The sequence below is a fragment of the Streptomyces sp. NBC_01237 genome, from assembly GCF_035917275.1.
Taxonomy (GTDB): Bacteria; Actinomycetota; Actinomycetes; order Streptomycetales; family Streptomycetaceae; genus Streptomyces.
In genome coordinates, this window is sequence record NZ_CP108509.1 from 830153 (window position 1) to 855707 (window position 25555).

12 protein-coding genes are annotated in these 25555 nt (G+C 72.0%); 7 read left to right on the forward strand and 5 right to left on the reverse strand.

Annotation, left to right across the window (positions count from 1 at the left end; translation table 11 throughout):
* Nucleotides 1-11: 11 nt before the first annotated feature.
* A complete protein-coding gene (locus tag OG251_RS40145; protein ID WP_326682198.1) occupies nucleotides 12-248 on the forward strand; it encodes a phosphopantetheine-binding protein in 237 nt (78 codons plus the stop codon).
* Between the two features lie 176 nt (nucleotides 249-424).
* Here the strand turns inward: OG251_RS40145 and OG251_RS40150 are convergent, their stop codons facing one another.
* Nucleotides 425-7468 (reverse strand): non-ribosomal peptide synthetase, encoded by a 7044-nt coding sequence (locus tag OG251_RS40150; RefSeq protein WP_326682199.1) that lies wholly within the window; start codon nucleotides 7466-7468, stop codon nucleotides 425-427.
* 208 nt (nucleotides 7469-7676) lie between these two features.
* Here OG251_RS40150 and OG251_RS40155 point away from each other — a divergent pair, with 208 nt between their 5' ends.
* Both OG251_RS40155 and OG251_RS40160 read left to right on the forward strand, forming a co-directional pair.
* A complete protein-coding gene (locus OG251_RS40155; RefSeq protein ID WP_326682200.1) occupies nucleotides 7677-16931 on the forward strand; it encodes a non-ribosomal peptide synthetase in 9255 nt (3084 codons plus the stop codon).
* A gap of 277 nt (nucleotides 16932-17208) precedes the next feature.
* A complete protein-coding gene (locus OG251_RS40160) occupies nucleotides 17209-18192 on the forward strand; it encodes a class I SAM-dependent methyltransferase (RefSeq protein ID WP_326682201.1) in 984 nt (327 codons plus the stop codon).
* 492 nt (nucleotides 18193-18684) lie between these two features.
* Here OG251_RS40160 and OG251_RS40165 read toward each other — a convergent pair whose 3' ends face one another.
* Nucleotides 18685-19314 (reverse strand): helix-turn-helix domain-containing protein, encoded by a 630-nt coding sequence (locus tag OG251_RS40165; protein WP_326682202.1) that lies wholly within the window; start codon nucleotides 19312-19314, stop codon nucleotides 18685-18687.
* A gap of 56 nt (nucleotides 19315-19370) precedes the next feature.
* On the opposite strand from OG251_RS40165, the gene OG251_RS40170 reads away from it, so the two are divergent.
* The 3 genes from OG251_RS40170 to OG251_RS40180 are packed head-to-tail and all read left to right on the forward strand — an operon-like array spanning nucleotide 19371 to nucleotide 22790.
* Complete coding sequence (locus tag OG251_RS40170) at nucleotides 19371-20639, forward strand: MFS transporter (protein ID WP_326682203.1); 1269 nt, start codon at nucleotides 19371-19373, stop codon at nucleotides 20637-20639.
* 32 nt (nucleotides 20640-20671) lie between these two features.
* Entirely contained in the window at nucleotides 20672-21733 is a 1062-nt protein-coding gene (locus OG251_RS40175; protein ID WP_326682204.1) for a sulfotransferase family protein, read from the forward strand.
* Between the two features lie 49 nt (nucleotides 21734-21782).
* Nucleotides 21783-22790, forward strand: a complete 1008-nt coding sequence (locus OG251_RS40180; protein ID WP_326682205.1) for a quinone oxidoreductase family protein — start codon at nucleotides 21783-21785, stop codon at nucleotides 22788-22790.
* A gap of 110 nt (nucleotides 22791-22900) precedes the next feature.
* Here OG251_RS40180 and OG251_RS40185 read toward each other — a convergent pair whose 3' ends face one another.
* Both OG251_RS40185 and OG251_RS40190 read right to left on the reverse strand, forming a co-directional pair.
* Nucleotides 22901-23428 (reverse strand): AAA family ATPase, encoded by a 528-nt coding sequence (locus OG251_RS40185; RefSeq protein ID WP_326682206.1) that lies wholly within the window; start codon nucleotides 23426-23428, stop codon nucleotides 22901-22903.
* Between the two features lie 152 nt (nucleotides 23429-23580).
* A complete protein-coding gene (locus OG251_RS40190) occupies nucleotides 23581-24036 on the reverse strand; it encodes a VOC family protein (RefSeq protein WP_326682207.1) in 456 nt (151 codons plus the stop codon).
* Between the two features lie 105 nt (nucleotides 24037-24141).
* Between OG251_RS40190 and OG251_RS40195 the strand changes: the two genes are divergently transcribed.
* A complete protein-coding gene (locus OG251_RS40195) occupies nucleotides 24142-24786 on the forward strand; it encodes a class I SAM-dependent methyltransferase (protein WP_326682208.1) in 645 nt (214 codons plus the stop codon).
* Between the two features lie 64 nt (nucleotides 24787-24850).
* Here OG251_RS40195 and OG251_RS40200 read toward each other — a convergent pair whose 3' ends face one another.
* Nucleotides 24851-25453 (reverse strand): ATP-binding protein, encoded by a 603-nt coding sequence (locus OG251_RS40200; RefSeq protein ID WP_326682209.1) that lies wholly within the window; start codon nucleotides 25451-25453, stop codon nucleotides 24851-24853.
* Nucleotides 25454-25555: the final 102 nt, after the last annotated feature.

Genomic DNA, 25555 nt, shown 5'->3' on the forward strand with positions numbered 1-25555 from the left:
GCTGATGGACGATGGGTACCACCGAAATCTCCGAGATCTGGCAGGAGGTTCTGGGCGTCCCGGTCGGGGACGACGACGACTTCTTCGCCCTGGGCGGTCAGTCACTGGCCGCCATGGAGGTGGTGGCCGCGGTGCGCAGGCGCCTCGGCATCACGGTCCGGGTCCGGGTCCTGCTCGAACACCCCGTGCTGGCGGACTTCGCCGGCCAGCTCGCCCGGTCCGGGGAACGGTCCCCGGACAGGGCCTGACAACCCGGTCCGCAGGACGGCGGGAGCGGATTCCTCGCTCCCGCCGTCCTGTACGTGCGCTCCCACCGTCCTGTACGTACGCTCCCACCATCCTGTACGTACGCTCGCCCGGCCTCGCGTTCACACGCCTCCCGGCAAGCCCGCGGGCACGGACTCCGGTGGGCCGGGGTGGCTTCTCACGACCGGCCCAGCCGGTCCAGAATGCTGCGCAGACTCTCCGCCAGTGCGGTCAGGTGGGGCTGCTGCATCATGGTGTGGTGGTCACCCGGGACCGTGTGGAGTTCGAAGCCGCCACGGGCGAGGACACGCCACGAGCGGGTCTTGGGCCTGCGCGGTCGCTGCCGCGCCGACAGCAGCACCAGGCGGCCGTCGACCGGACCAGGGCGGTGGCCCAGCAGTGCGCGGGTGTTGGCCTCGAAGACCCGTATCCGGTCCCGCATATCGTCCCGGATGCCTTCCGGGACGAGAGCCGCGCGCTCCAGGAGGTCCAGCAGCAGCCCCTCCTGACGGTCCGGCGACAGACCCCGCAGTGCGGCCTCGTCGTACCGGGGTGCCGGCACCCCTGCCAGACCGGCCAGATCATGGACGAACCCGCCGAGGAGCACCGCGCGGTCCGGCAGCTCCTCGCCCAGGTACGGCGGCATTCCGCTGTCCAGCATGACGACCAGCGCGACCGGTTCGCCCGCGGCGGTCAGCTGACCGGCCATCTCCGCTGCCACCACACCGCCCAGGGACCAGCCGCCGAGATGGTAGGGGCCGTGCGGCTGGACGGCCCGGATCGCCTCGACGTACCGCGCGGCCAGGCCGGTCAGTGTCGTGGTGAGCGGACCGCCTTCGAGCCCCGGATCCTCCAGGCCGTAGAGCGGCTGCTCGGGGTCGAACAGGCGGGCCAGCGGCAGATACGGCACCACGGATCCGCCGACGGCGTGGACCAGGAAGAGCGGCGGCCGGCTGCCGGTGGGTTTGATCGGCACCAGCGGCGACGGCTGGGTCCGCTGCCGGCGGGACGGTTCGAGCAGCATGGCGGTCATCTCCACGGTCGGAGCCGAGTACAGGTCGCGCACGCCCAGTTCGACGCCGAACTCCCGGCGGATCTCGGCACGCAGCCGGGTCAGGTCGAGTGAGGTGCCGCCCAGGTCGAAGAAGTTGTCGTGTGCGCCGATCCGGTCGGTGCCCAGCAGGCCGGACCAGATCCGGGCGACCTCGTCCTCGGTGGCATTGCGCGGCGCGACGAACTCACCGGCGCGGCTCGGCTCCGGTGCGGGCAGCGCGCCCCGGTCCACCTTGCCGTTGCCGGTCAACGCGATGTGGTCCACGGGTACCAGTGCGGAGGGCACCATGTAGTCGGGCAGGCGTGCCGCCAGGTGCGCGCGGATCTCGGCGAGGTCGCCGGGACCGGCGGCCGCCTTGGCCACCACGTAACCGACGAGACGGTTGTCACGCATGGTCACGCACGCGCTGGCGACGCGCGGGTGTGCGGCAAGGACGGCTTCGACCTCGCCGAGTTCGATCCGGAACCCGCGGACCTTGACCTGCTGGTCGATGCGGCCCAGGTACTCCAGGCCACCGTCGGCGCGGCGCCGGGCCAGGTCGCCGGAGCGGTAGAGCCGGGCGCCGGGCGTCCCGCCGAACCGGTCGGCGACGAATCGCTGTGCGCTCAGACCGGGCCGGTTCAGGTAGCCCCAGGACAGACCGGCGCCGCCGACGAGGAGTTCGCCCGGTACGCCGATGGGTGCGGGCTGCCCCGCCCGGTCGACGACCCACAGTGACAGGTCGGGGATCGGCTCGCCGATGGGGCCGGCGTTCTCGTCCAGGAGTTTCCGGGTGAGCGGGCAGTACGTGACATGGACCGTGGTCTCGGTGATGCCGTACATGTTGACCAGCCGGGGGCGGTCCTCGCCGTGCCGGTCGAACCAGCGCCGTACCGAGTCGGTGTCCAGCGCGTCACCACCGAAGATCACGTATCGCAGGGACAGCGGTTCCGGGCGTTCCTCGTCGACCGCGGCCAGCTGCCGGAACGCGGCCGGGGTCTGGTTGAGCACCGTCACCTTCTCCCGGGCCAGCAACCGCTGGAAGTCCTCGGGCGAGCGGGTCTGCCAGAGCGGCACCACGACCAGCCGGCCGCCGTGGACGAGGGCGCCCCACAGTTCCCAGACGGAGAAGTCGAAGGCGAACGAGTGGAACAGCGTCCACACGTCCCGCTCGTCGAACCGGTACCGGTCCTGGGTGGCCCGCATCAGCCGGACGACCTGGCCGTGCGGAACGGTGACCGCCTTGGGTTCCCCGGTCGAGCCGGACGTGTAGATCAGGTAGGCCAGGTCGGCACCGGTCACGGTCACGTCCGGCACCGGGAGGTCCCCGTCGGTGTCGGCGTCCAGCAGGAGCGCGGACACCGGCACCTCGGTCCCTCGCTGGGTGACGACCACCGACAGGCCCGCGTCGGCGGCCATGTAGGACAGCCGCTGCGCCGGGTAGTCGGGGTCCAGCGGCACGTACGCGGCTCCGGCGCGCAGGATGCCCAGGATCCCGACGACAAGGTCCGTGTCCCGGCGTGTGCACAGGCCGACCAGGCTGCCCCGGGCGACCCCTCGGGCGGCCAGCCGGGCGGCCAGCCGTTCGGCGCGCCGGGCCAGTTGCCGATAGGTCGTCCGCTCCTCACCGGCGACCACCGCCACCGCGTCGGGGCGCAGCCGGACCTGTTCGGCGAACAGGTCCCACAGCGAGGCGTCGGCCGGCACCTCGCTCCGCGCGGCGCTCCACCGGTGCAGCAGCGCGGCCTCGTCCGGACCGGGCAGGGCGAAGTCGCCCACCGTGGCGTCCGGGACGCTCACCGCACGGGTCAGGGCACGGCCCAGGTGTTCCAGGAGCCGGGTGATCCGGTCGTTGTCGAACAGGTCGGTGGCGTACTCGGCCTGCAACCGCAGTCCGCCGTCGGCGGTGACGGTGGCGTGCGCGGCCAGGTCGAAGCGGGCGACCGAACCGGCCACGGGCAGTGGTTCGGCGCTGACCGTTCCGAACGCCGGAGCGGCTGCCGGGACCTCGTCTGCGTGCAGGGTGAGGCTGATCTGGAAGAGCGGGTTGCGGCCCGGTTCGCGGACCGGCCGCAGCTGTTCGACCAAGGTGCTGAACGGGAGGTCCTGATGTGCGGTGGCGCCCTGCACGGCCAGTTCGCAGCGGCGCACCAGCTCCCGGAAGGTCGGGTTGCCGCCGACGTCGGCGCGCAGCACGACGGTGTTGGCGAAGTAGCCGACCAGGGGTTCGAGTTCGGGGCGGTTGCGGCCGTAGAACACCGAACCGATGCCGATGTCGTCCTGCCGGGTGTGCCGGGAGAGCACCACCAGGAATCCGGCCATCAGCACGGACAGCAGCGATCCGCGTTCGGTCTCGGCCAGCCGGCGCAGCGCCGCGCCGAGGCCGTCCCGCAGGTGGAGTTCCACCGTGGCCCCGGGGTGCCCGGCGCCGGTGCCGCGCGGGCGGTCGGTGGGGAAGTCCAGCTGCGGCAGCGCGTGCAGTTGTTCGCGCCAGTAGCCGAGCTGTTTGTCCAGCACGTCGTCGGCGAGCCAGGTGCGCTGCCACACGGCGTGGTCGGCCGGCTGGATGTCCAGTGCCGGAAGGGTGGCGTCCGGATCGGTGTACAGGGTGGACAGTTCATCGAGCAGGACGCCCGCCGACCATCCGTCGGCGATGATGTGGTGGGTGCACAGCACCAGCACGTGCTCGACCGGGCCGAGCCGCAGCAGTTCCGTGCGCAGCAGTCGGTCGGCGGCCAGGTCGAACGGGCGGGTGGCGGCCTCGGCGAGCGCCTCCGGCACACCGTCCGGGTGGACCGGGGTCACCGCGAGCGGCCAGGCCGGCGGGGCGGGATCGGTCACCTGGACCGCGGCGCCGTCCACCGTGACGAACCGGGTGCGCAGGCTCTCGTGCCGGGCGACCAGTCGGCCCAGGACGCGGGAGAGCCGGTCCACGTCGAGGCGGCCTCGCAGTCGCAGCGCGAGCGGCACGTTGTAGACCGGGGAGTCGGGGTCGAGCTGGTGCAGGAACCACAGCCCTTCCTGCTGGTACGACAGTGGCAGCGCGGCCGCCCGCGAAACGGCGGGGATGCGTCGGCCGCCGGACGGTTCGACGAGCCAGGTGGCGAGTTCGGCGACGGAGGGCGCCTGGAACAGGGTCGCCACACCGAGGTCCACATCGAACGTGGTACGGATCCGGTTGATCAGCCGGATCGCGAGCAGCGAGTGGCCGCCGAGCATGAAGAAGCCGTCGTGCACGCCGACCCGCGGTACCCGCAGCACCTCGGCGAACAGGGCGCACAGGGCGCGTTCCCGGTCGTCCCGGGGGGCCACGTAGTCCGTTCCGGAGGCGGCCTGATCGGGGGCCGGCAGCGCCCCCCGGTCGATCTTGCCGTTCGGGGTGAGCGGCAGCTGTCCGAGCGGGACGAGCGCGGAGGGCACCATGTACGGCGGCAGCACCGAGGCCGCCGCGGCACGGATCCCGGCGAGGTCAGGCAACGCTACGGCGGGCACCAGGTATCCGACGAGGCGCTTGTCGCCCGGCCGGTCCTCGCGGGCGTGCACATGGGCCTGCGCCACGTGCGGGTGGCGGACCAGCGCGCTCTCCACCTCGCCGGGTTCGACCCGGAAGCCGCGGATCTTCACCTGGGTGTCGGCCCGGCCGGCGAACTCCAGGGTGCCGTCGGCGCGCCACCGGGCGAGGTCGCCGGTGCGGTACATCCGGGTGCCGGGTGCGCCGAACGGGTCGGCTACGAAGCGTTCGGCGCTCAGTCCGGCACGGCCGGCGTATCCGCGCGCCAGACCGGCACCGGCCGCGTAGAGCTCGCCGACCACCCCGACCGGTACCGGCCGCAGCCGGTCGTCGAGCAGGTAGACGGCGGTGTCGTCCATCGGCCGTCCCAGCGGCACGCTGCCCGGCACGGTGTCCGGGTCGTGCAGTGACATCTGCACCGAGCACATGGTCAGTTCGGTGGGGCCGTACGTGGCGCGGACCCGCAGGCCCGGGTGGCGGCGCAGGACCGCGCGGACCGCGGCGGGGCTGATCACGTCGCCGCCGGTCATCACCTCGCGCAGCCCGGCGAAGCAGTCCGGGTCCTCCTCGGCGATGACCTGGAAGAGGCCGGAGACCAGCAGCACGTCGGTGAGGCCGGCGGCCCGCACGACGGCGCCGTCGACATCACCGACCGGTGCCACGACGACCTCCCCGCCGGACAGCAGCGGCACCCAGATCTCACAGGTCGACGCGTCGAAGGCGTGCGGTGAGTGCAGCAGCGCGCGGCGGGGCCGTTCGTCCTGCCAGCACTGGTCGCGGGCGAACGCGAGCACTCCGCGCTGGGTGGTGACGACTCCTTTGGGAGCACCGGTCGAGCCCGAGGTGAACATGATGTACGCGGCCTGTTCGGGGTGCGCGACACCGGCCGGTACGGCGGCGCGGTCGGCCGCGGTGGCCCGGAAACCGGTGACCGTCAGGGTCTCCACCTCGGCGCCGGTCACCACGTCGTGGTCGCGCAGCGCGTCGTCGACCAGCAGCAGTTCCACGCCGACCTGGTCCAGCATGTCGCGCAGCCGTCCGGCCGGCGCGGTCAGCGGCAGCGGTACGAAGCAGCCGCCGGCCTTGAGCACCGCGAGCATCGACACGATCAGGTCGGCGGAGCGCTGCTGAAGGAGCGCGACCCGGGTCTCGGCCGCCACCCCCAGCCGGCTCAGGCGGCCGGCCAGCAGGTCGCTGCGCCGGTCCAGTTCGGCGTAGCTCAGCGAGCCGTCCGTATCGGAGACGGCGGGCGCGGTGGGGGTCCGGACGGCCTGCTGGGCGAATGCCGGGGCGAGTCCGGTCGACGGTGCGGTCCTGGTCGTGCCGTTCCACCCGTACAGCACGGTGTCGCGTTCGCGGGGGTCCAGCAGGTCGATGTCGCCCAGGGCCCGGTCCGGGTCGTCCACCACCGCTTCGAGCAGCCGCACCAGGCGGTGGGCGAGCGCCGTGACCGTGGCCCGGTCGAAGAGTTCGGTGCGGTAGACGAGTTGCGCGGACAGTTCGAGCGGCGTGCCGTCGGCGGCGTACCGGTCGGTGAAGCCGACCGACAGGTCGAAGTGGGCCGCGATGGTCCGGTTGCGCAGTTCCGTCACGGTCAGGCCGTCCAGCGTGTACTGCGCGGCGGCGTTGTTCTGCATCACCAGCGCGACCTGGAAGAGCGGGTGCCGGTTGAGCGCCCGGCTCGGGTTGAGCGCCTCGACGAGCCGGTCGAACGGCAGCTCGGGGTGTGCGAGGGCGGCGATGTCCGCCTCCCGGGCCCGCGCGAGCAGCTGCCGGAACGTCGGATCCCCGCCCGTGTCCAGACGCAGCACCAACGTGTTCACGAAGAACCCGATCAGGTCCTCCAGGTCCTCGTCGGCGCGGCCCGCGTCCATCGTGCCGAGCGGAATGTCGCTACCGGCTCCCAGCCGGGTCAGCAGGGCCGCGAAGGCCGCGTGCACGACCATGAACAGCGACGCGTCGGCATCGCGCGCGAGCCGCAGCAGCCGCGCGTGCAGGGCCGCCGGCACTTCCAGCCGTACCTCACCGCCGTCGTCTCCGGAGATGTCCGGCCGTGGCCGGTCCAGTGGCAGCGGCAGCTCGTCGGGCAGGCCGGCCAGCCGCCCGGTCCAGTGGTCGAGGAGTTCCGCACCGTCCTGGCCGTCGAGGAGTTCCCGCTGCCACAGCGCGTAGTCGGCGTACTGGACGGGCAGCGGCTCCCAGTCGGGTGCGGCACCGGCCCGGCGGGCCCGGTAGGCGGCGCCGAGGTCGCGGCCGAGCACCGCCATCGACCAGCCGTCGCCGACGATGTGGTGGAGCACCATGTACAGCGTGTGGCTCCGCGCACCGGTGCGCAGCAGCCATACCCGCAGCGGCAGGTCCTTTGTCAGGTCGAACGCGTGCCGGGCCAGCCGGTCCAGGGTCGTGGGCAGTTCGGCCGCCGTGACGTCCAGGCCGGTGACGAACTCGGCGACGTCCACGGTGTCGCGGACCCGCTGCCGCGGCTCCCCGTCGATCTCGGGAAAGACGGTGCGCAGGCTCTCGTGCCGGGCCACCAGGTCGCCCAGGGCGGAGCGCAGGGCCGCGGTGTCGAGCGGGCCCTCCAGCCGGAGCGCGAGCGGCAGGTTGTAGGTCCAGGCTCCGGTGTCGAGGCGGTTGAGAAACCACAGGCGTTGCTGCGCGAAAGACAACGGGAACACGGATCCTCCTGCGCCTGCGAGGCATCGACGGTCGTCGGCCGCACACGATAGGACGGTTCCCGCGGAAGCAAGGTCACCAAGTCCGAAAAGGCCGTGCCCGAAGGGGTTTTGGCGGCCCCGCCTAGGGGTTGTCGCACATCTTGCCGTCCGCTCATCATGGGCCAGCCCGCATGGGACCACCGGCACACATCGATCATGGAGAGCCGCGATGCCGTTTTCGCCGGAGCGCTTGCCGTCAGCCGATTCCGACTCGCCCGCTTCCCTGCACGGTCTGGTGGCCCGGCACGCGGCGGATCACGGAGACGCACCGGCACTGCGCTGCGGCCGGGCCGAGTTGCGCTACGCCGAACTGGACGCCCGCGCCAACCAACTGGCCCACGTGCTGCGTGGTCGCGGCGTCGGCGCCGAGGATGTGGTGGCGCTGGCCCTGCCGCGCTCGGCCGACCTGATCGTCGCCATGCTCGCGGTCGGAAAGGCCGGCGGCGCGTTCCTGCCGGTCGACATCCATCACCCGGCCGAGCGGATCGCCTTCATGTGCGCCGACAGCGCGCCCCGCGCCCTGCTGGCCACCGAGGCGGTGCTGCCAGGGCTGCCGGACACCCCGGGCACCGCCCAGTTGTCGCTGCCGGAGCTCCTGGCCGAGGCTGCCACGGCGCCGGTGACCGCCCCGGACCCGGTGGACCATCCGCTGTCACTGGCGTACGTCATCTACACCTCCGGTTCGACGGGCAGGCCCAAGGGGGTCGCGGTACCGCACCGAGGGGTCGTGCCCTTCGCCACCGGCCTGGTGGACCGGATGGCGGCGGGCCCGCGCTGCGTGGTGTCGCAGCTCGCCTCGCCCAGTTTCGACGCCATGATCATCGAGGTGCTGCTGGCGTTCGCGCCGGGCGGCACCCTGGTCGTCTCGCCCCCCGACGCGCTGGTCGGCGAGGACCTGGCCGCGTTCCTCGCGGACAACCGGATCACCCACGCGTTCGTACCGCCGTCGGTGCTGGCGACCGTGCCGCGGACCGAACTGCCGGAGCTGCGGGCGCTGATGGTGGGGGGTGAGGCGTGCGGGGCGCGGCTGGTGGACACCTGGAGCCGCGGCCGCAGGATGGTCAACGGCTACGGTCCCACCGAGACCACCATGGCGATCACCCTCTCGGCCCCGCTCGTGCCCGGGCCGGACGCACCGCCGATCGGCTCCGCGGCCGGCGACAGCCACCTGTACGTACTGGACGACGGCCTGCGCCCGACTCCGCCCGGCGAGATCGGCGAGCTGTACAGCGGAGGCGGTGGCGTCAGCCGCGGATACGTCGACCGCGCCGGGCTCACCGCACAGCGCTACGTCGCCGACCCGTTCGGGGCGCCGGGCACCCGGATGTACCGCACCGGCGACCTGGTGCGGCAGCTGCCGGACGGACAACTCGCCTACTGCGGCCGTGTCGACGACCAGATCAAGATCCGGGGCCTGCGGATCGAACCGGGCGAGATCGAGACGGTCCTCACCGGGCACCCGGCGGTGGAACAGGCCCGGGTCCTGGTGCACGAGGACCAGCTCGGCGAGAAACGGCTCGCCGCCTACCTGGTCGCCGCACCGGCACGGGACACCGACGACGGCAACGCCGAACGGCATGTCGACGAGTGGCAGCAGATCTACGACTCGTTCTACGACCGCTCCGACAGCGCGGGCTTCGGAGCCGACTTCTCCGGCTGGAACTCCAGCTACACGGGTGAGGGCATCCCCGTCGAGCAGATGGCCCGCTGGCGCGAGGCGATCGTCACCCGCGTACGGGACTTCGCGCCGCGGCGCGTCCTGGAGGTCGGTGTCGGATCCGGTCTGATCCTGACCCCACTGGTCGGCCAGGTGGACGAGTACTGGGGCACCGACTACTCGGCGTCCGCGATCGAGGGGCTCCGCGACCGGCTCGCCGGCGAAGCGGACACGGCCGGGAAGGTCACCCTGCGCGTGCAGGCCGCCGATGTGACCACCGGCCTGCCGCCCGGCCACTTCGACACGATCATCATCAACTCGGTCGTGCAGTACTTCCCCCATGAGCGGTACTTGCGGGACGTGCTGGCCAAGCTGCTGGACCTGCTCGGACCGGGCGGCCGGCTGATCGTCGGTGATGTGCGGTGCCTGCCGCTCGTGGACAGCATGTGGACCGGCATCCGGCTCGGGCAGCTCGATCACGATCCGGGACCCGGGGTACTGCGCCGTGAGATCGAACAGGCGGTGGCCCTGGAGAAGGAGCTCCTGATCGATCCGGGCTTCTTCGGCACCGTCGGCGCCGGCGCGGTCGATGTGCGGATCAAGCCGGGCACCGACCACAACGAGCTGACCAAACACCGCTATGACGTGGTGCTGCACAAGGTCGGCACCGACGCCCAGAACCTCTCGGCGGTCCCGGCACTGAGCTGGGGGCTTGATGTCCGGGGTCCCGAGGACCTCGCCGCGCGTCTGGCCGGCGGCACCGCGCTGCGGCTGACCGGGGTGCGCAACGCCCGGGTCGCCGGTGAGGCCGCCGCCGCACGAGCGGTCCGGGCGGACGCGCCGGTGGAGACCACCCGCGCCGCGCTCGCGGGGCCGGGCGACCGGATCGACCCGGAGTACTGGCACTCCCTCGCCGCGGCGCACGGACGCACCGCCGTGGTCACCTGGTCGGCGGACGGCCCGGACCTGCTCGACGTCCTCTTCCCGGCCGCCGACGGCACACAGGTGCTGGACGGTGTCTATCTGCACCGCGGCTCCACCGGCTTCACCAACGACCCGATCGCCACCCGCCGCCGCGGGCTGCTCGTCGCGGCCCTGCGTGACTGGTCCAAGGAGCGCCTCCCGTCCTACCTGGTGCCCTCCGCGTTCATGGTGCTCGACGCGCTGCCCCTGTCGGCGAGCGGCAAGCTGGACCGGCGGGCGCTGCCCGAACCCGACTTCCGCGGCGACGGTTCCGGCCGAGCACCCCGTGACGCGCGGGAGAAGCTGCTCTGCGAACTCGCCGCCGAACTGCTCGACCGGTCCTGGATCACCATCGACGACAACTTCTTCGACCTCGGCGGCCACTCACTGCTCGCCACCCGTCTGCTCAACCGGATCCGGGGCGCCTTCGGCGTCCGGCTCGGGCTCGACGCGCTGTTCGCCACGCCCACCGTCGCGGGTCTCGCGGCCGCCATCGCCAAGACCACGGGGCAGGAGGCGCCGGCCCTGGTCGCGGCCCCGCGGCCGGAACGCGTCCCGCTGTCCTGGGCGCAGCAGCGCCTGTGGTTCGTCAACCGGATGGATCCGCTCGGCTGGACCTACAACCTCCCCGTGGTGGTGCGCCTGGCCGGCCCGGTGGACCGGGCCGCGCTGGTCGCCGCGGTCGAGGACCTGATGGCGCGGCACGAGTCGCTGCGCACCCTGTTCGACGAGCAGGACGGGCAGCCGTACCAGCGGATCCTTCCCCGGGTGGCGGCGAGTGATCTGGTCCGGGTGCTGGACGTGGACGAGTCCGGCCTGGACCGGGCCGTGCGGGCCGCCTGCCGGCAGCGTTTCGACATCACCGCGGAAGTGCCGCTGCGGGTACGGCTGCTGCGCACCGCGCCGGACCGGCATGTGCTGGTGCTGGTGCTGCACCACATCGCCGGCGACGGATGGTCGATGCAGCCGCTGGCACAGGATCTGGCCACCGCGTACGCGGCGCGGGTCGCCGGAGACCCGCCGGCCTGGCAGCCACTGCCGGTGCAGTACGCCGACTACGCGCTGTGGCAGCGCGACCTGCTCACCACCAAGTACCAGGAGCAGCTGACCGGGTTCTGGCGCGACTACCTGACGGAGCTCCCGGAGGAACTGGCCCTGCCCTACGACCGGCCCCGCCCCAGCGGCGCCGACCACGACGGCGCGCTGCTCCCGCTGCGGATACCCGCGTCGCTCCACGCCGGGCTGCTGGCCCTGGCACAGCAGAGCCGGACCACTCTCTTCATGGTGCTGCACGCCGCCCTGGCCGCGCTCTACACCCGGCTCGGCGCCGGAACCGACATCCCCATCGGCACCGTGGTCGCCGGGCGCGGCGACGACAAGCTCGACCACCTGATCGGCTTCTTCGTCAACAACCTGGTGCTGCGCACCGACACCGCGGGCGACCCGACCTTCCGCGAACTCCTGGAACGCACCAGGACCGACGACGTGGCCGCCCTCAGTCAGCAGGAGCTGCCCTTCGACCGTCTCGTCGAGGCGCTCAACCCGGCTCGCGCACTCGGCCGCCACCCGCTCTTCCAGACCATGCTGGTCCTGCAGAACAACGCGGATGCCGGCTTCGGCCTGACCGGCCTGGACGTCGAGGTAGTCCGGTCGACGCCGTCCGCCGCGCAGCTCGACCTCTTCGTGAACCTCACCGACACCTACCGGCGGGACGGCACCGCCGACGGCATGGTCGGCGAGATCGTCTACCGCACCGGGCTCTTCGACCCGGAGACGGTACGGTCGCTGGCCGACCGGTTCATCCGCGTCCTCCGGGCCGTCGCCGCCGACCCCGACCAGCGGCTGGGCCGGCTCGACGTGCTCGACGGCGACGAGCGCGACACCATTCTCCGGTCCTGGAACGACACCGAGCGGCCGCTGCCGGACGCGTCGTTGCCGCGGCTGTTCGCCGCGTGCGCCGCGGCGACGCCCGACGCGGTGGCGGTCACCGGGCCGGTCACCCTGACCTATGCCGAACTGGACCGGCGTGCCAACCATCTGGCGCACCGTCTGATCACGGCCGGCGCGGCCCCGGACCGGCCGGTGGCACTGCTCCAGCGGCGGTCGGCCGACCTCATCGTGTCCATGCTCGCGGTGCTCAAGGCCGGCGCCGCGTACCTGCCGCTGCCGTCGGCCGCTCCCGCGGACCGGCTGCGGCAGATGACCGACCAGGTCGGCGCCACCGTGCTCGTCACCGACCGGCCCCACGAGCCGTCGGACCTGACCGTGCTGGTACCCGGCGACGGCGAGTCGTCCGAGCCGCCCGGCCCGGACCCGCACCCGGACCAGGCCGCCTACGTGATGTTCACCAGCGGCTCGACCGGTGTTCCCAAGGCCGTCGTCCTGACGCACAGGAACACGGCCGGGTTCGTCCGCGACCGGATCTGGCGGGCCGGCGGCACGGTGCTGATGCACTCCGCCACCGGATTCGACGCGTCGGTGCACGAGATCTGGACACCGCTGCTGACCGGCGGCACGGTCGTGGTGGCCTCCGAGGAGATCCTGGACGCCGCCGGCCTGGCCCGCGCGGTGACCACGCACGGGGTGGACCGGATCTGGCTCACCTCCGGTCTGTTCGGGGCTCTCGTGGAGAACCCGGACTGCTTCGCGGGCATCCGGGAGGTCCTGACCGGCGGCGACGTGGTGCCGCCCGCGGCGGTCGGACGGATCCTGGACCGCCACCCCGGGCTGACGGTCAGGGCCATGTACGGTCCGACCGAGACCACCACCTGCTCCACCCGGTTCTCGATGTCCGGCCCGCAGGCCGTGCCCGGCCGGGTGCCGATCGGCACTCCGATGGACAACACCCGGCTGTACGTGCTCGACGGGCAGCTCCAGCCGGTGCCGACCGGGGTCCGGGGTGAGCTCTACATCGCCGGCTCAGGGGTGTCGCGCGGATACGGCGGACAGCCCGGCCTGACCGCCGAACGGTTCACCGCCGAGCCGTGGGGGCCGCCCGGCAGCCGGATGTACCGCACCGGTGACATCGTCCGGTGGCGAAGTGACGGCACGCTGGACTTCGTCGGGCGGGCCGACGCCCAGGTGAAGATCCGCGGCTTCCGGGTCGAACCCGCCGAAGTCGAGTGCTCGCTCACCACCCTGCCGGAGGTCGGTCAGGCGTTCGTCACGGCCCATGAGGACCGCGCAGGCGACCGCAGGCTCGTCGCCTACCTGGTGCCCCACGGCGCGGGCCTGGACGTCGCCGGCGTACAGGACCGGGTCGCCGCGGCGCTGCCCGACTACCTGGTGCCCAGTGCCTATGTCGTCCTCGACCGGCTGCCGCTCACCGGCAACGGCAAGGTCGACCGGCGGGCCCTGCCGGAGCCCGAGTTCGAGACGGGCACCGGGTACACGGCGCCGCGCACCCCCACCGAGGAGATCCTCGTCGAGCTCATGGGCGAACTGCTCGGCAGGGCGCGGGTCGGCGCCCACGACAACTTCTTCGACCTCGGCGGCCATTCGCTCCTCGCCACCCGCCTGGTCAACCGGGTCCGTACCCACCTGGGAGCGGAGCTGGGCGTCGCGGACCTGTTCGAGGCCCCGACCGCGGCGGCACTCGGCGCACGGCTCGGCTCCGGCCACGGGGCGAGCCGGACCCGCAGCGCCCTGCTGCCTGCCGCTCGGCCGTGCCCGTTGCCCCTGTCCTACGCCCAGGAGCGGTTGTGGTTCCTGTCCCGATGGAACGGGCTGGGCTGGCCGCTGGTGCTGCGCCTGGACGGGGCACTGGACTTCGATGGGCTGAGCGCCGCGGTGGGCGATCTGCTGGAACGGCACGAGACGCTGCGCACCCGCTTCCCGGAGGCCGACGGGGTGCCCAGCCAGCTGGTCCTGGAGAAGGCCGGCCCGGACGAGGTGCTGCGGGTGGTCCCGGTGGACCCGGCCGACCTGGACCGGGAACTGAGCGCCGCCGCCGGCCACCGGTTCGACCTCACCACCGACCTGCCGCTGCGGCTGCACCTGTTCACCACCGGCACGGACCGGCACACGCTCCTGCTGCTGATGCATCACATCGCCGGCGACGGCTGGTCCCTGGCCCCGCTGACCCGGGACCTCGCCCAGGCGTACGCCGCCCGTGTCCGTGGTGACGCGCCGGTCTGGCGCCCACTGCCGGTCCAGTACGCCGACTACACGCTGTGGCAGCGGGCCCTGCTCGAAGGACCGGCAGGGGAGGACCTTTCGGCGTACTGGACCGGGCAACTCGCCGGCCTCCCGCAGGAACTGGCACTGCCCTACGACCGGCCCCGTCCCGACTCGTCGGACCTGCGCGGCGCACTGCTGCCGGTCACCCTGCCCGGTCCGCTGCACGCCGGCCTGCTGGACCTGGCCCGGCACACGCACACCACCCTGTTCATGGTGCTGCACGCCGCCCTCGCGACGCTCTACACCCGGCTCGGTGCCGGCACCGACATTCCCATCGGCACCGCGGTCGCCGGGCGCAGCGACGACAGCCTCGACCATCTGATCGGCTGTTTCGTCAACAGCCTGGTCCTGCGGACCGACACCGCCGGGGATCCGAGCTTCCGCGAGCTGCTGGGCCGTGTGCGGGAGCTGGACCTGGCCGCCTACGCCCACCAGGAGCTGCCGTTCGACCGGATCGTCGACGCGCTCAACCCGGCCCGCACACTGAGCCGGCACCCCCTCTTCCAAACCATGCTGGTGCTGCAGAACAACGCCGATTCCGCTTTCACGCTGTCCGGCGTGGACGTGTCGCCGGCGCCGGCCGAGGGTGCGCTCGACGCGATCCGGGTCGGTCCGGTGGACTTCGACCTCAACCTGAGTTTCGTCGAGCACCACGGGGACGGCCGGGCGCCGGAGGGCATCACCGGCGAGGTGCGCTACCGCACCGATCTGTTCGACCGGGACACCGTGGCCGCTCTGATGGACCGGCTCCTGCGGGTCCTGAGCGCCGCCGTCGCGGATCCGGACGCGCCGATCGGGCGGATCGACCTGCTTTCCGAAGCCGAACGACGGGCCGCGCTGTCGGGCCGGCGCGACACCGCGCGGCCGGTGGTCGACGAGGACCTCGCCGTCCTGTTCACCCGGAAGGCCGCCGCCGCCCCGGAGGCGATCGCCGCGGTGGAGGGCGACAGGTCGATCAGTTACCGGGATCTCGACCGGCGCGCCAACCATCTGGCGCATGTGCTGGTGGCGGCGGGCTGCACGCCCGACGCTCCGGTGGCGATACGTCAGCCGCGCGGTATCGACTACCTCGTGACAGTCCTCGCCGTCATCAAGGCGGGCGGCGGGTATCTGCCCCTGCCCGGGTCCGCGCCACTGGCCCGGCAGCAGCGGATGGTCGACCACATGCGGGCCGGTCTGCTCGTCACCGACCGTCCCACCGGGCTGACCGGGGTCACGATCATCACGCCCTCCCCCGGTACCCAGGAGCACGGCCCCACGATCACCGCCCACCCGGACCTCACGGCGTACACGATGTTCACCAGTGGCTCGACCGGCACGCCCAAGGCGGTCAGCGTCTCGCACCGCAGTGTCGCCGAGTTCGTCACCGACCGCGCCTGGGAACGGCTGCGCCCGGCCGACGCGCTGATGCACTCGCCGACGTCGTTCGACCCGTCCACCTTCGAGATCTGGCTGCCCCTGCTGACCGGCGGCCGGGTGGTGATCGCGCCGGAGGGGGACCTCGACACCGACGTACTGGCCCGCACCATCGTCGACGGGAGGGCCACCACCGCGGTCTTCACCTCCGCGCTCTTCAACCTCATGGTGGCCGAGGCCGGCGGCGCACTGTCCGCGCTGGACCTCGTATGGGTGGCCGGTGACGTGGTGTCGCCCGCGTCGGTCGCGGACCTGATGGCCGACGCGCCGCACACCTCGGTGGCGGCCGCCTGGGGCACCACGGAGACCACCATCATCTCCTCCTGGTATCCGATCGCCACGGCGCCGGCCCGTACGGTGCCGATCGGCCGGGCCATGGACAACACCGGGTTGTATCTCCTCGACGAGCGTCTGCAGCCGGTGCCCGCCGGGGTACCCGGTGAGGTGTACGTGACCGGGACCGGCTTGGCCCGGGGCTACGCGCATCAGCCGGACGTGACCGCCGCGCGGTTCGTGGCCGACCCGTACGGACCGGCCGGTGGACGGATGTACCGCACCGGCGACCTCGCCAGGTACCGGCCCGACGGGGTGCTCGAATTCGACGGCCGCGCCGACGCGCAGCTGAAGGTCCGTGGTTTCCGGATCGAACCGGCCGAGGTCGAAGCGGCCCTGACCGGCCACCCGGACGTGGCCCACGCGACGGTCACCGGGGACGGCGAACGGCTGATCGGCTATCTCGTACCGCCGGATGTGGACGTGGCCGCCGTGCGGGAGCACGCCGCCCGGACGCTCCCGGACTACATGGTGCCGAGCGTGTTCGTCACGCTGGACCGGCTGCCGCTGACCGGCAACGGCAAGGTCGACCGGAAGGCGCTGCCGGCACCCGGCCCGAGCGCGTCCGACACGGCCTACGTGGCCCCCCGGGACGAGCGGGAAGCCGCTCTGTGCGCGATGTTCGCCGAGATCCTGAAGGCACCGAAGGTCGGTGTGAACGACAACTTCTTCGACCTCGGCGGCCACTCCCTGCTGGCCACCCGCCTGCTCAACCGGGTGCGCACCCGGTTCGGCGCGAGCCTCAGCGTGGCCGCGCTCTTCGAGTCCCCGACGGTCGCCGCACTCGCCGCTCACCTCGGCCGGTCCGCGAACCGCACCCGGCCGAAACTTCGCCGGCGCACCGGGCCCGCCGCCGGGGAAGGGGATTCCCGATGAGGCCATGGGCGACCACCCCATGTGTCCGTGCCCACCGGAACGGTCGGCACGGCGACCATCCCGCTGATGTGCCGGGCGGCGCGTACCTCGACGAACCCGACCGGTTCGCGCGCACCGCCGCACTCGCTCTCCCCCTGCCGCCCGCCGGCAGGGGACCCGTGACAGCGGGACCGAAGACCGGCGCGGCGCCGACCGTGCCGCGCCCGCCGGCCGAGCACCCTACCGGTCCGGCACCGCAGAACCCGAGATGATCGTCGAAATGGAGTGGGAGAGCGCGATGTCAAGCATCAGTCCCTCTGAGACCGCAGCCGATCTCGCCGCCGTCGCGGCCCTGCTGGAAATGGCCGACCGGCTGGGCATCGTCCCACTGCTGGAACGCGGCGAGCCGGTCACCACGGCACAGCTGGCCGCGGCCGCGGACGTGCCGGAAGAGGGCATGGGAGGTTTCCTGTCCGCACTGGTCGCCGCCGCGCTGCTGGTGCCGGCCGGTGGCAAGGAGTTCCGGATCCCGGACGACTTCGCCGACCGGATCTACCAGTCCGGCTACCTCACCTGGTCGTTGAGGGCCAACCAGCCGTACGTCGAACATCCCGCCGAGTTCCTGCGCGACCCGGTCGGTGCCGCCGCGCAGTACCAGCGCAACGGACGTGAGGTCGCGGTCAGTTCCCGGTGGATCGGAAGTCAGGGCTTCTACCCGGCCGCCACCGAGGCGATCCTCGCCGCGCGGCCGCAGCGGATCGTCGACCTCGGCGCCGGTGCCGCCGGCCTGCTGATCGATCTGCTCGGCCGGCTGCCGGGCAGCACCGGGGTGGCCCTGGACATGAGTGCCGGCGCGTGCCAGGAGGCGGCCCGCGCGGCGCTGGCAGCGGGCGTCGGCGACCGTCTTGAGGTGGTGGAGCGGCCGATCCAGTCCATCGCGGAGGACCCCGCGCCGGTGGCCGGTGCCGACGTCATCCACGCCGGTTTCGTCTTCCATGACATCGTGCAGGAGGGCGACGTCTTCGACCGGGTGCTGCGCAGGTGCCGGGAGGCGCTGCGGCCCGGCGGCATCATGGCGATCACCGACGCGGTGCCCTACGCCTCGGCGGAACGCGAACGCAGGTTCAGCGCGCTGTTCACCTACCTGCACGCCGGTTTCATGAACGTGGAGCTGCCTCCGGAGGAGGACTGGCTGGCCCGCTTCCGGCAGGCCGGCTTCGAGCAGGCCCGGTGCGTGCCGCACCGGTTCCCCGCCGGCCGGCTCTTCATCGCGGCCAAGTGAGCCGTCGTGGACTGCTGACGGTCGTGCGCGGCGGCCCGGCGGCCGGAGCCCGCGGACCGGAGGGCGCATCCACGCGTCCGGGAGGAACTGGCGGCGCCCGAGCCGCAGATGCCCGTGCGGGGGTGCGACCGGGCGCGGTCGGCACCGGTCGCCTCGGGTGACGCGCTCTTCCTTCGTGACGGGCACCGCGCCGAGACGTTCGAAGCGTCGTCCGGCGCGGTGCCCGGTACGCCGGGTCAATGCGCCGACTCCGGGCACCGGCTGCGGACCGGCGGGCCGGCCCGGCAGATCGACGGCGCGCACAGGGAGTTCGCCTGCCGATCCGCGCCCCGGTCGCGGTCGGTCGCGGGCCCGCCGACCGGTCGGCCCGCGACCCCGGGACCGGCCGACGGCAGGCCCCGGACCCGGACTTCCGGGTCGCGGAGAGGTGCCCGGACCGGTGAGGAACCGCCCGCCGCCCGCCGTCCGCCGTCCGCCGCCCGCGAGGGTGGCCTACGCGGGCGGCTCCGCGGTGGGCTCCTTCGGCGCCCAGAACATCAGCAGGAACTCGACCGGTACGACGGCGTTCGCCTCGTCGTCGGGGCGGTTGAACTCTTCCATCAGCGCGGACAGCCGGGACCGGAACTCGGTGGCCCGTTCCGGCGTCAGCCGACGGTCCAGCGCCACGACCATCGGGCCGAGCGGATCCGGCTTCTCCCCGGCCTCGGGCTCCGGTTGGAAGCGACCGCTGATGATGTCCCGTACGAGCCGGTCGCGGAAGTCGTTCAGCGTCGCGGCGAACGCGTCGGCCAGTTCGCCCGCGTTGCCCGGCGCGGCCAGCAGCTCATGGCTCAGCCGCAGGGCGAACTGCGCCACCTGGTACTGGCTCTCCTGGATGCCCGAGACCATCCGGGTCCGCGCCACCTTGATCAGGCCCGCCGCCTCAAGCACCTTGATGTGCCGGTAGAGCCGGGTGGTCGGCTGGTCCAGAAGCCCGGCGATGTCCTTCACCCTGTGCGACGCCCGCACATCGCTCATCATCGTGCGAAGGATCGCCAACCTCAGCGGGTCGGACAGGGCCTTCAGCGTCTCCACGTCGTCCACCTCCCGGACGACCGCCACCGCGTCGGCATCGTCAGCCATTGACCCATCTCCGTTTCCTCGTAGCGAACCATTCATCCACACGCTATCGTTCACGCATGAGTGAATGCTTACGTCAGGGTGATAGCGAGGTTCCCGCCGCGCCAGTACCCCTGCGCCGTAACCGGCGTTTTCAGACTCTGTGGATCGGGGCTGCCGCGGCCAACCTCGGCCTCGAAGCCGTGGAGGTCGCCTATCCCCTGCTGATCATGTCCCTGACCGGGTCACCGGCGCTGGCCGGGCTCTTCGGGTTCGCCCAGATCGGCACCGCCCTCCTGGTCGGACTGCCGGCCGGCGTGGTGGTCGACCGGTGGGACCGGCGGCGCATCCTGTTGATCTCCGAGGGGGTCCGCGCACTCACTCTCGCGTTCATCGTCCTCAGTCTGACGGCCGGGCAGGCGAACTTCGGCCTGCTGATCCTGGCGGCGGTCGTCCTGGGCGCCGGTACGGCCTTCGGCGCACCGGCCAGGATGCTGCTGATCCGCGCTGTCGTGCCGGACCATCAGCTGACCGCGGCGCTCAGTCAGGACGAGGCGCGCAGCGGAGCCGCCGCCCTGGCCGGACCGCCCCTCGGCGGGGCGCTCTACCTGGTCTCCCGCACATTCCCCTTCGTCGCGGCGATCGTCGGCTTCGTGATCTCGTTCGTCTGTGCCCTGGTGATACGCGTGCCCAAGGCGGAGAAGCACACCGAGCCGGTGAGCGATGAGCCGAGGAGCGCCCTCGCGCCGCTGACCACCGCCTTCTCCGGACTGCTCGAACTGCTCGGTGACCGACTCCTGCGGTCCGCGCTGCTCCTGATCAGCGTTTTCTACTTCAGCATCACCGCCGCGATCCTGATGGTCATGGTGACCCTGCGGGACCAGCACCACTCGGCCGGCACGATCGGTCTGGCTCTGTCGGGTACCGCCGTCGGCATGCTCGTCGGGTCGGCGCTGGTGCCGCGGCTCAACCGGCTGCTCAGCCCCGGCGCGCTGCTGCTCTCCGCGTCCACGCTGACCACGGTCGCGGTGGCCCTGCTGGCGCTCCCCCTCGGACCGGTCTGGGTCTTCGCCATGCTGACCCTGGCGGCACTCGGACTGCCTGCGCTGAAGATCCTCGTCGACATCATGATCTTCCGACAGACCCCGGACCACCGCCGAGGCCGTGCCATCGCCGCGACGATCACCCTCATCGGCGCCGGATCCCCGCTCGGCTCCCTGGTCGGCGGTCTGGCCCTGCAGTTCCTCGGCGTCACCGGCGCCATCGCGCTGATCGCGGGCGTCCAGGCCGTGATCACCGCTGCCGGGCTCGCGAACCGGCACGTCAGGTCCGCCCGCTGGCCCGCATGAGTACCCGCCTCCTCACGAAAGCGAGCTCAGCCATGCTCAAGCAGCCCATCTTCATCGTCGGCCATCCCCGTTCCGGCACCAGCCTGGTGCGCAGCCTGATCGAGCGCAGTGAGCACGTCTGGAGCATCGGCCGCGAAGGCAAGCCGATATGGGAACGTGACAGCCTGCACCCCGGCCGGCGGGGCTGGCACTCCAACGCCCTGGACGCCTCCGACGCGACCCCCGAGGTGGCGGCACGGCTGAACGCGGACCTGCTCGCCGCCGCGCGCAGACCCGGTGCGGAGTGGTCCGTCGACGACAAGCTCGACTTCCTCGACTTCCTCAGCGCCCAGGGCCCCCAGCCGTACTACTACGACGTGCCGCTCAAGGCCCTCCAGCAGCGCTTCCCGGGCGACTTGCCGGAAGGCCCGCCCACCACACGGGACGGCGGTGAGCTCGACGAGATCACCCCGTTCTGCTTCCCACCGCGCGGCCCGCGCCCCACTGACGCCGAACTCGCCGACGGAATCCGGCTGGTGGAGAAGAGCATCCAGTCCTGCTTCCGGATCCCGTTCCTGCAGGCCCTCTACCCGGACGCCACGTACGTCTTCGTCATCCGTGATCCGCGCACCAGCATCGGCTCCCTGATGGACGCCTGGCTCAACCCGCGGATGTTCTTCTCCTACAAGGTTCCGGTGCCGCTGCGCATCAAGGGCTACTCGGACGTGTTCCCGTGGGGCAAGGAGTGGTGGAACCTGAGCCTGCCGCCCGGTTGGCAGGACTGGGCGGACCTGCGTCTGGCCGAGGTCTGCGCACACAACTGGCTGACCCACAACCAGGCCGTCCTGGACGCGGCCCGGAACATGGCCGCCACCGGCAACTCCGTACTCGTCCGCTACGAGGACGTCCAGGCCGACCCCGTCGCCACGATGGAGGCCGTGGCCGAGGCGGTGAACCTGCCCTTCGCCGATGCCTGGGGCCGCCGCGACCTCCCTGTCGTGATGACCCAGACCGTTCCCGACCCGGACAAGTGGCGCCGCCACGAGTCCGAGATCCGTCAGGTCCTGCCGATCGTCCGCGACCTCGCCGAGAAGGCCGGCTATGACGTCGGCTGAGCCGTCCGGCGCTCGATCGGCGACGGACAGCCGTCGTACGATCCCGGCCATGAGAGCCATTCAGGTCAGTCGCGCCGGCGGGCCCGAGGTGCTCGAACTCGTCGACCTGCCACGCCCATCACCGCGAGCGGGCGAGGCACTGGTACGGCTCGCCGCCGCCGGGGTCAACTATGTCGACGTCTATTTCCGATCCGGCCTCTATCCGCAGGAACTGCCGTTCGTGCCCGGGCAGGAGGGCGCCGGTACGGTCGTCGAGGTCGGGCCCGGAGTGCGTGAGGTCGCCGTCGGTGACGTGGTCGCCTGGGCGAACCTGCCGGGGTCCTATGCGGAATACGCGCTGTTGAGCGCCGACCGGCTGGTTCCGGTGCCGGACGGACTGGCGCCGGAAATGGCGGCGGCCACCCTGCTGCAGGGCATGACCGCTCACTACCTGTGCCACGACACCTATCCCGTCCAGGCCGGCGACACGGTCGTCGTGCACGCCGCCGCGGGCGGCGTCGGCATGCTGCTGACCCAGCTCGTCCGGCTGCGCGGCGGCACGGTGATCGGCACCGCGTCGACCGGGGCCAAGGCGGAGGCAGCGCGTGCCGCCGGCGCCGTCGAGGTCGTCGGCTACCGGCCGGGCGCACTGCCGGCGGCGGTGCGTCGGCACACCGGGGGACGCGGCGCCGCCGCGGTGTTCGACGGCATCGGCGGTCCGACGTTCGACGAGAGCCTCGCCGTGCTGCGCCCGCGCGGAGTCCTGGCGGTCTACGGGCAGTCCGGCGGCGCGGTGCCACCGTTCGACCTGCAGCGCCTCAATGCCGCCGGGTCCGTGTACGTCACCCGACCGAACCTGACACACCACATCCAGGACCGGGCGGAGCTGCTCCGCCGAGGAACGGCCGTGCTCCAACTGGTCCGCGACGGGCGTCTGCGGGTCAGCATCGGACAACGGTTCGCCCTGCCCGCCGCGGCGGCCGCCCATGCGGCCCTCGAAGCGCGCACCACGATCGCCAAGACAGTGCTCACCTGCGGCGGTGCACCGGAGCATGCGGGCTCCGGGGCGTCGTCCTGACTGCCGGGGCGTCACTTTCCCCATGGGCTGTCCCGGCACCCTGCGAAGAACCGGACTCCGATCGGCCGGGTACACGGTCACACCCTCGCGCACGGCGCGAGAAACGCGTATCAGCCCTGCCGCAGCACCTCGTTCAGCAGCCCGACCGTCTCGTCCACACCTATGTCCGAGTTGTCGATCAGCGATGCGCCGCTGTCTCGCCAGCCGCTCATCCGGTCATGGATGATCCTGATCATCCCGGGGGAGAGACGACGATGGCCGCCGCGCGTGGCGTTGCGCCCCTGAAGGGCGTCGAGCGAAGGCATGAGAACGACCAACCGCACGTCGATGCCCGCGAGTTCACGCTCCCATCCGGCCAGGCCCACGGCTTCCCAGTCGGGGAACACCGCATCGTCCACCACACAGCCGTAGCCGATCCGCGCGTATTCACGCACGGCCAGGGCCACACAGCTTCTGGCCACGGTGTACTGACGTTCCGACAGCTCGTCCCAACCGTCCTCGGGGTTCGCATAGCCCGACTTCACCCAGTCCCGCACATCGTCGAGGGAGATGTGCACGGTGGGGGTCGGCCGACTGCCGGCCCAGGCGTCCGCCAGGGTGCTTTTCCCCGCACCGGCGGGTCCAGTGATCAGAAGCATGCTGGATACCTCGTCGGCCTCATCGGGCTTCTCCGACTTCACTGTTCTCGTCCTTTCAGGGGGACAGCGAGTGTCCTCGACCGGGCGCCCGACCATATCCGCTGGTCACAGCCGCTCGTCGACGGCCGCGACCCGCGCCGTCGCAACAACCCTCAGACGACGTCGAATTCGTTGCCCTCGGGGTCCCGCATGGCGGCGGCGTAGCGCCCCGTGTCCGGTTCATCCTTGATCCGCAGCACGGTGGCACCAGCTTTGACCAGCCGTTCCACCGTGGCCTCGACCCGCTGCGTGCGGACGTCCAGTGGGACGTCACCGCCCCCGCCGGCCTTCAGGTCGAAGTGCCACCGGTTCTTGGCGGTCTTCGGCTCCGGAACCTGCTGGAACCACACTCTCGGTCCTCGTCCCGCAGGATCGACGATCGACTCCGCAATGTCCCCGGCCCCGGCCGGCAACTCCGCCTCGGGTACCCCCGTCGACGCCCAGTGAGCGCGCCATGTGGCGTGCCCGCCCGGCGGGGGCTCAGGCACGTAGCCCAGGGCCTCGGCCCAGAAGGTCACCATTCTCCGCGGATCGGAGCAGTCGATCGTGAGTTGCAGCGTCATCTCCATGCTCGGAGCATCCCAGACGGGTCCGACAGCCGATCCACTCGCGCAACAGTGCCTGGGACCCACTCCCCGGCGGGCCGCCGCCGCGGTCGGCTACCGTGTCGGACCATGGACGTGGACAGCTGGCTGGCGGACACCCGGAGCTCCTACGACACGGTCGCGGTCAGCTACGCCGACCAGTTGCGTGAGGCCCTGGCCGGGAAGCCGTATCTGCGGGCGGCGCTGGCGCTGTTCGCCGAGATGGTTCGCACGGCCGGTGGCGGGCCGGTGGCGGATGTGGGCTGCGGACCGGGACACGTCACCGCACACCTGCATGAGTCGGGCATCGAAGCGTTCGGTATCGACCTTTCACCCGTGATGATCGACGTGGCTCGACGTGACCACCCGGACCTGCGGTTCGAGGTGGGCTCGATGACCGATCTCCCCCTCGCCGACGCGTCGGTCACCGGCCTGCTCGCCTTCTGGTCGCTGATCCATGTACCCGACGACGCGATCCCCGCGGTCTTCGCCCATTTCCGGCGGGTGGTGCGACCTGGTGGACCCTTGCTGCTCGGCTTTCATGCCGGCGACGAGTCGCGGCTCAAGACACAGGGATACGGCGGCCACCCGATGAGGGTCCATGTCCACCGCCGCCGGCCCGCCCGCATGACCGCCTGGCTCAGCGATGCCGGCTTCACTGTGGAGGCCCAGCTGCTGACCGACCCCGACGAGCCCGTCCCAGGAGCCGTCCTCTTCGCGCGCCGCCAGTCCTAGCGGCTGCCCCTCCGCGGTTCGGGGAGGGGCAGCCGGAACACGCCCGGGCACCTCGGATGCCGTCTCAGCAGAAGCTGAAGCGTTCGGCGGCTTCGACGGGCGTGACCCCTTGCCGACGCCCGGGGACGTCGTGGACGGCTGCCGCGCCCTCGGCGCGCAGTCGGTCGGTGCCAGCGTCCCGCACCATGATCGCGGCATAGGCGCGGACATCTGCGGCGGAGACATCCGGGCGCGCCCGCTCGCTGTTCTGTCGCAGCAGGTCGGTGGTGTCGGAGGTGAATCGCAGCACGGTCACAGGCGCGTCGAAGCGGTGGGCGATGGTGAGGAGCCGTGCGCGGGCCTGCGGGGTGACATTCGTCGATTCGGCGACCGCACCGCGCCCTGCGGCAAGTCTGGCAATGATCCTGCGATCGCGTTCCTCGAAGACACGTGCGTCCACCGCATCGCCATCGCAGTCCGGTCCGGCGGGCGGTTCACCGACGAGCTCCGCGCGGATCTCGTCGCTGGACACCACGGCTTCCGCGTCGATCCGCCGTCGTGCGATCAGCGCCCGGACGAAGCTGGTCTTGCCCGAGGCCGGTGGCCCGACGAGGACGACGAGCCCCGACGGCACCCGGATCGTCTCCCGGCCGGCGGGAACGGGATCCTGATTCATGGTGTGGGACATGTCGAGCGGCTCCTCGTCATGGATGTCGAGCCACCGGCGCAGGTGTGCTGTTGGGACATGGGCGGGTTCTTCGGCACAGGATCCATCCTGCCGGGTGCGGGC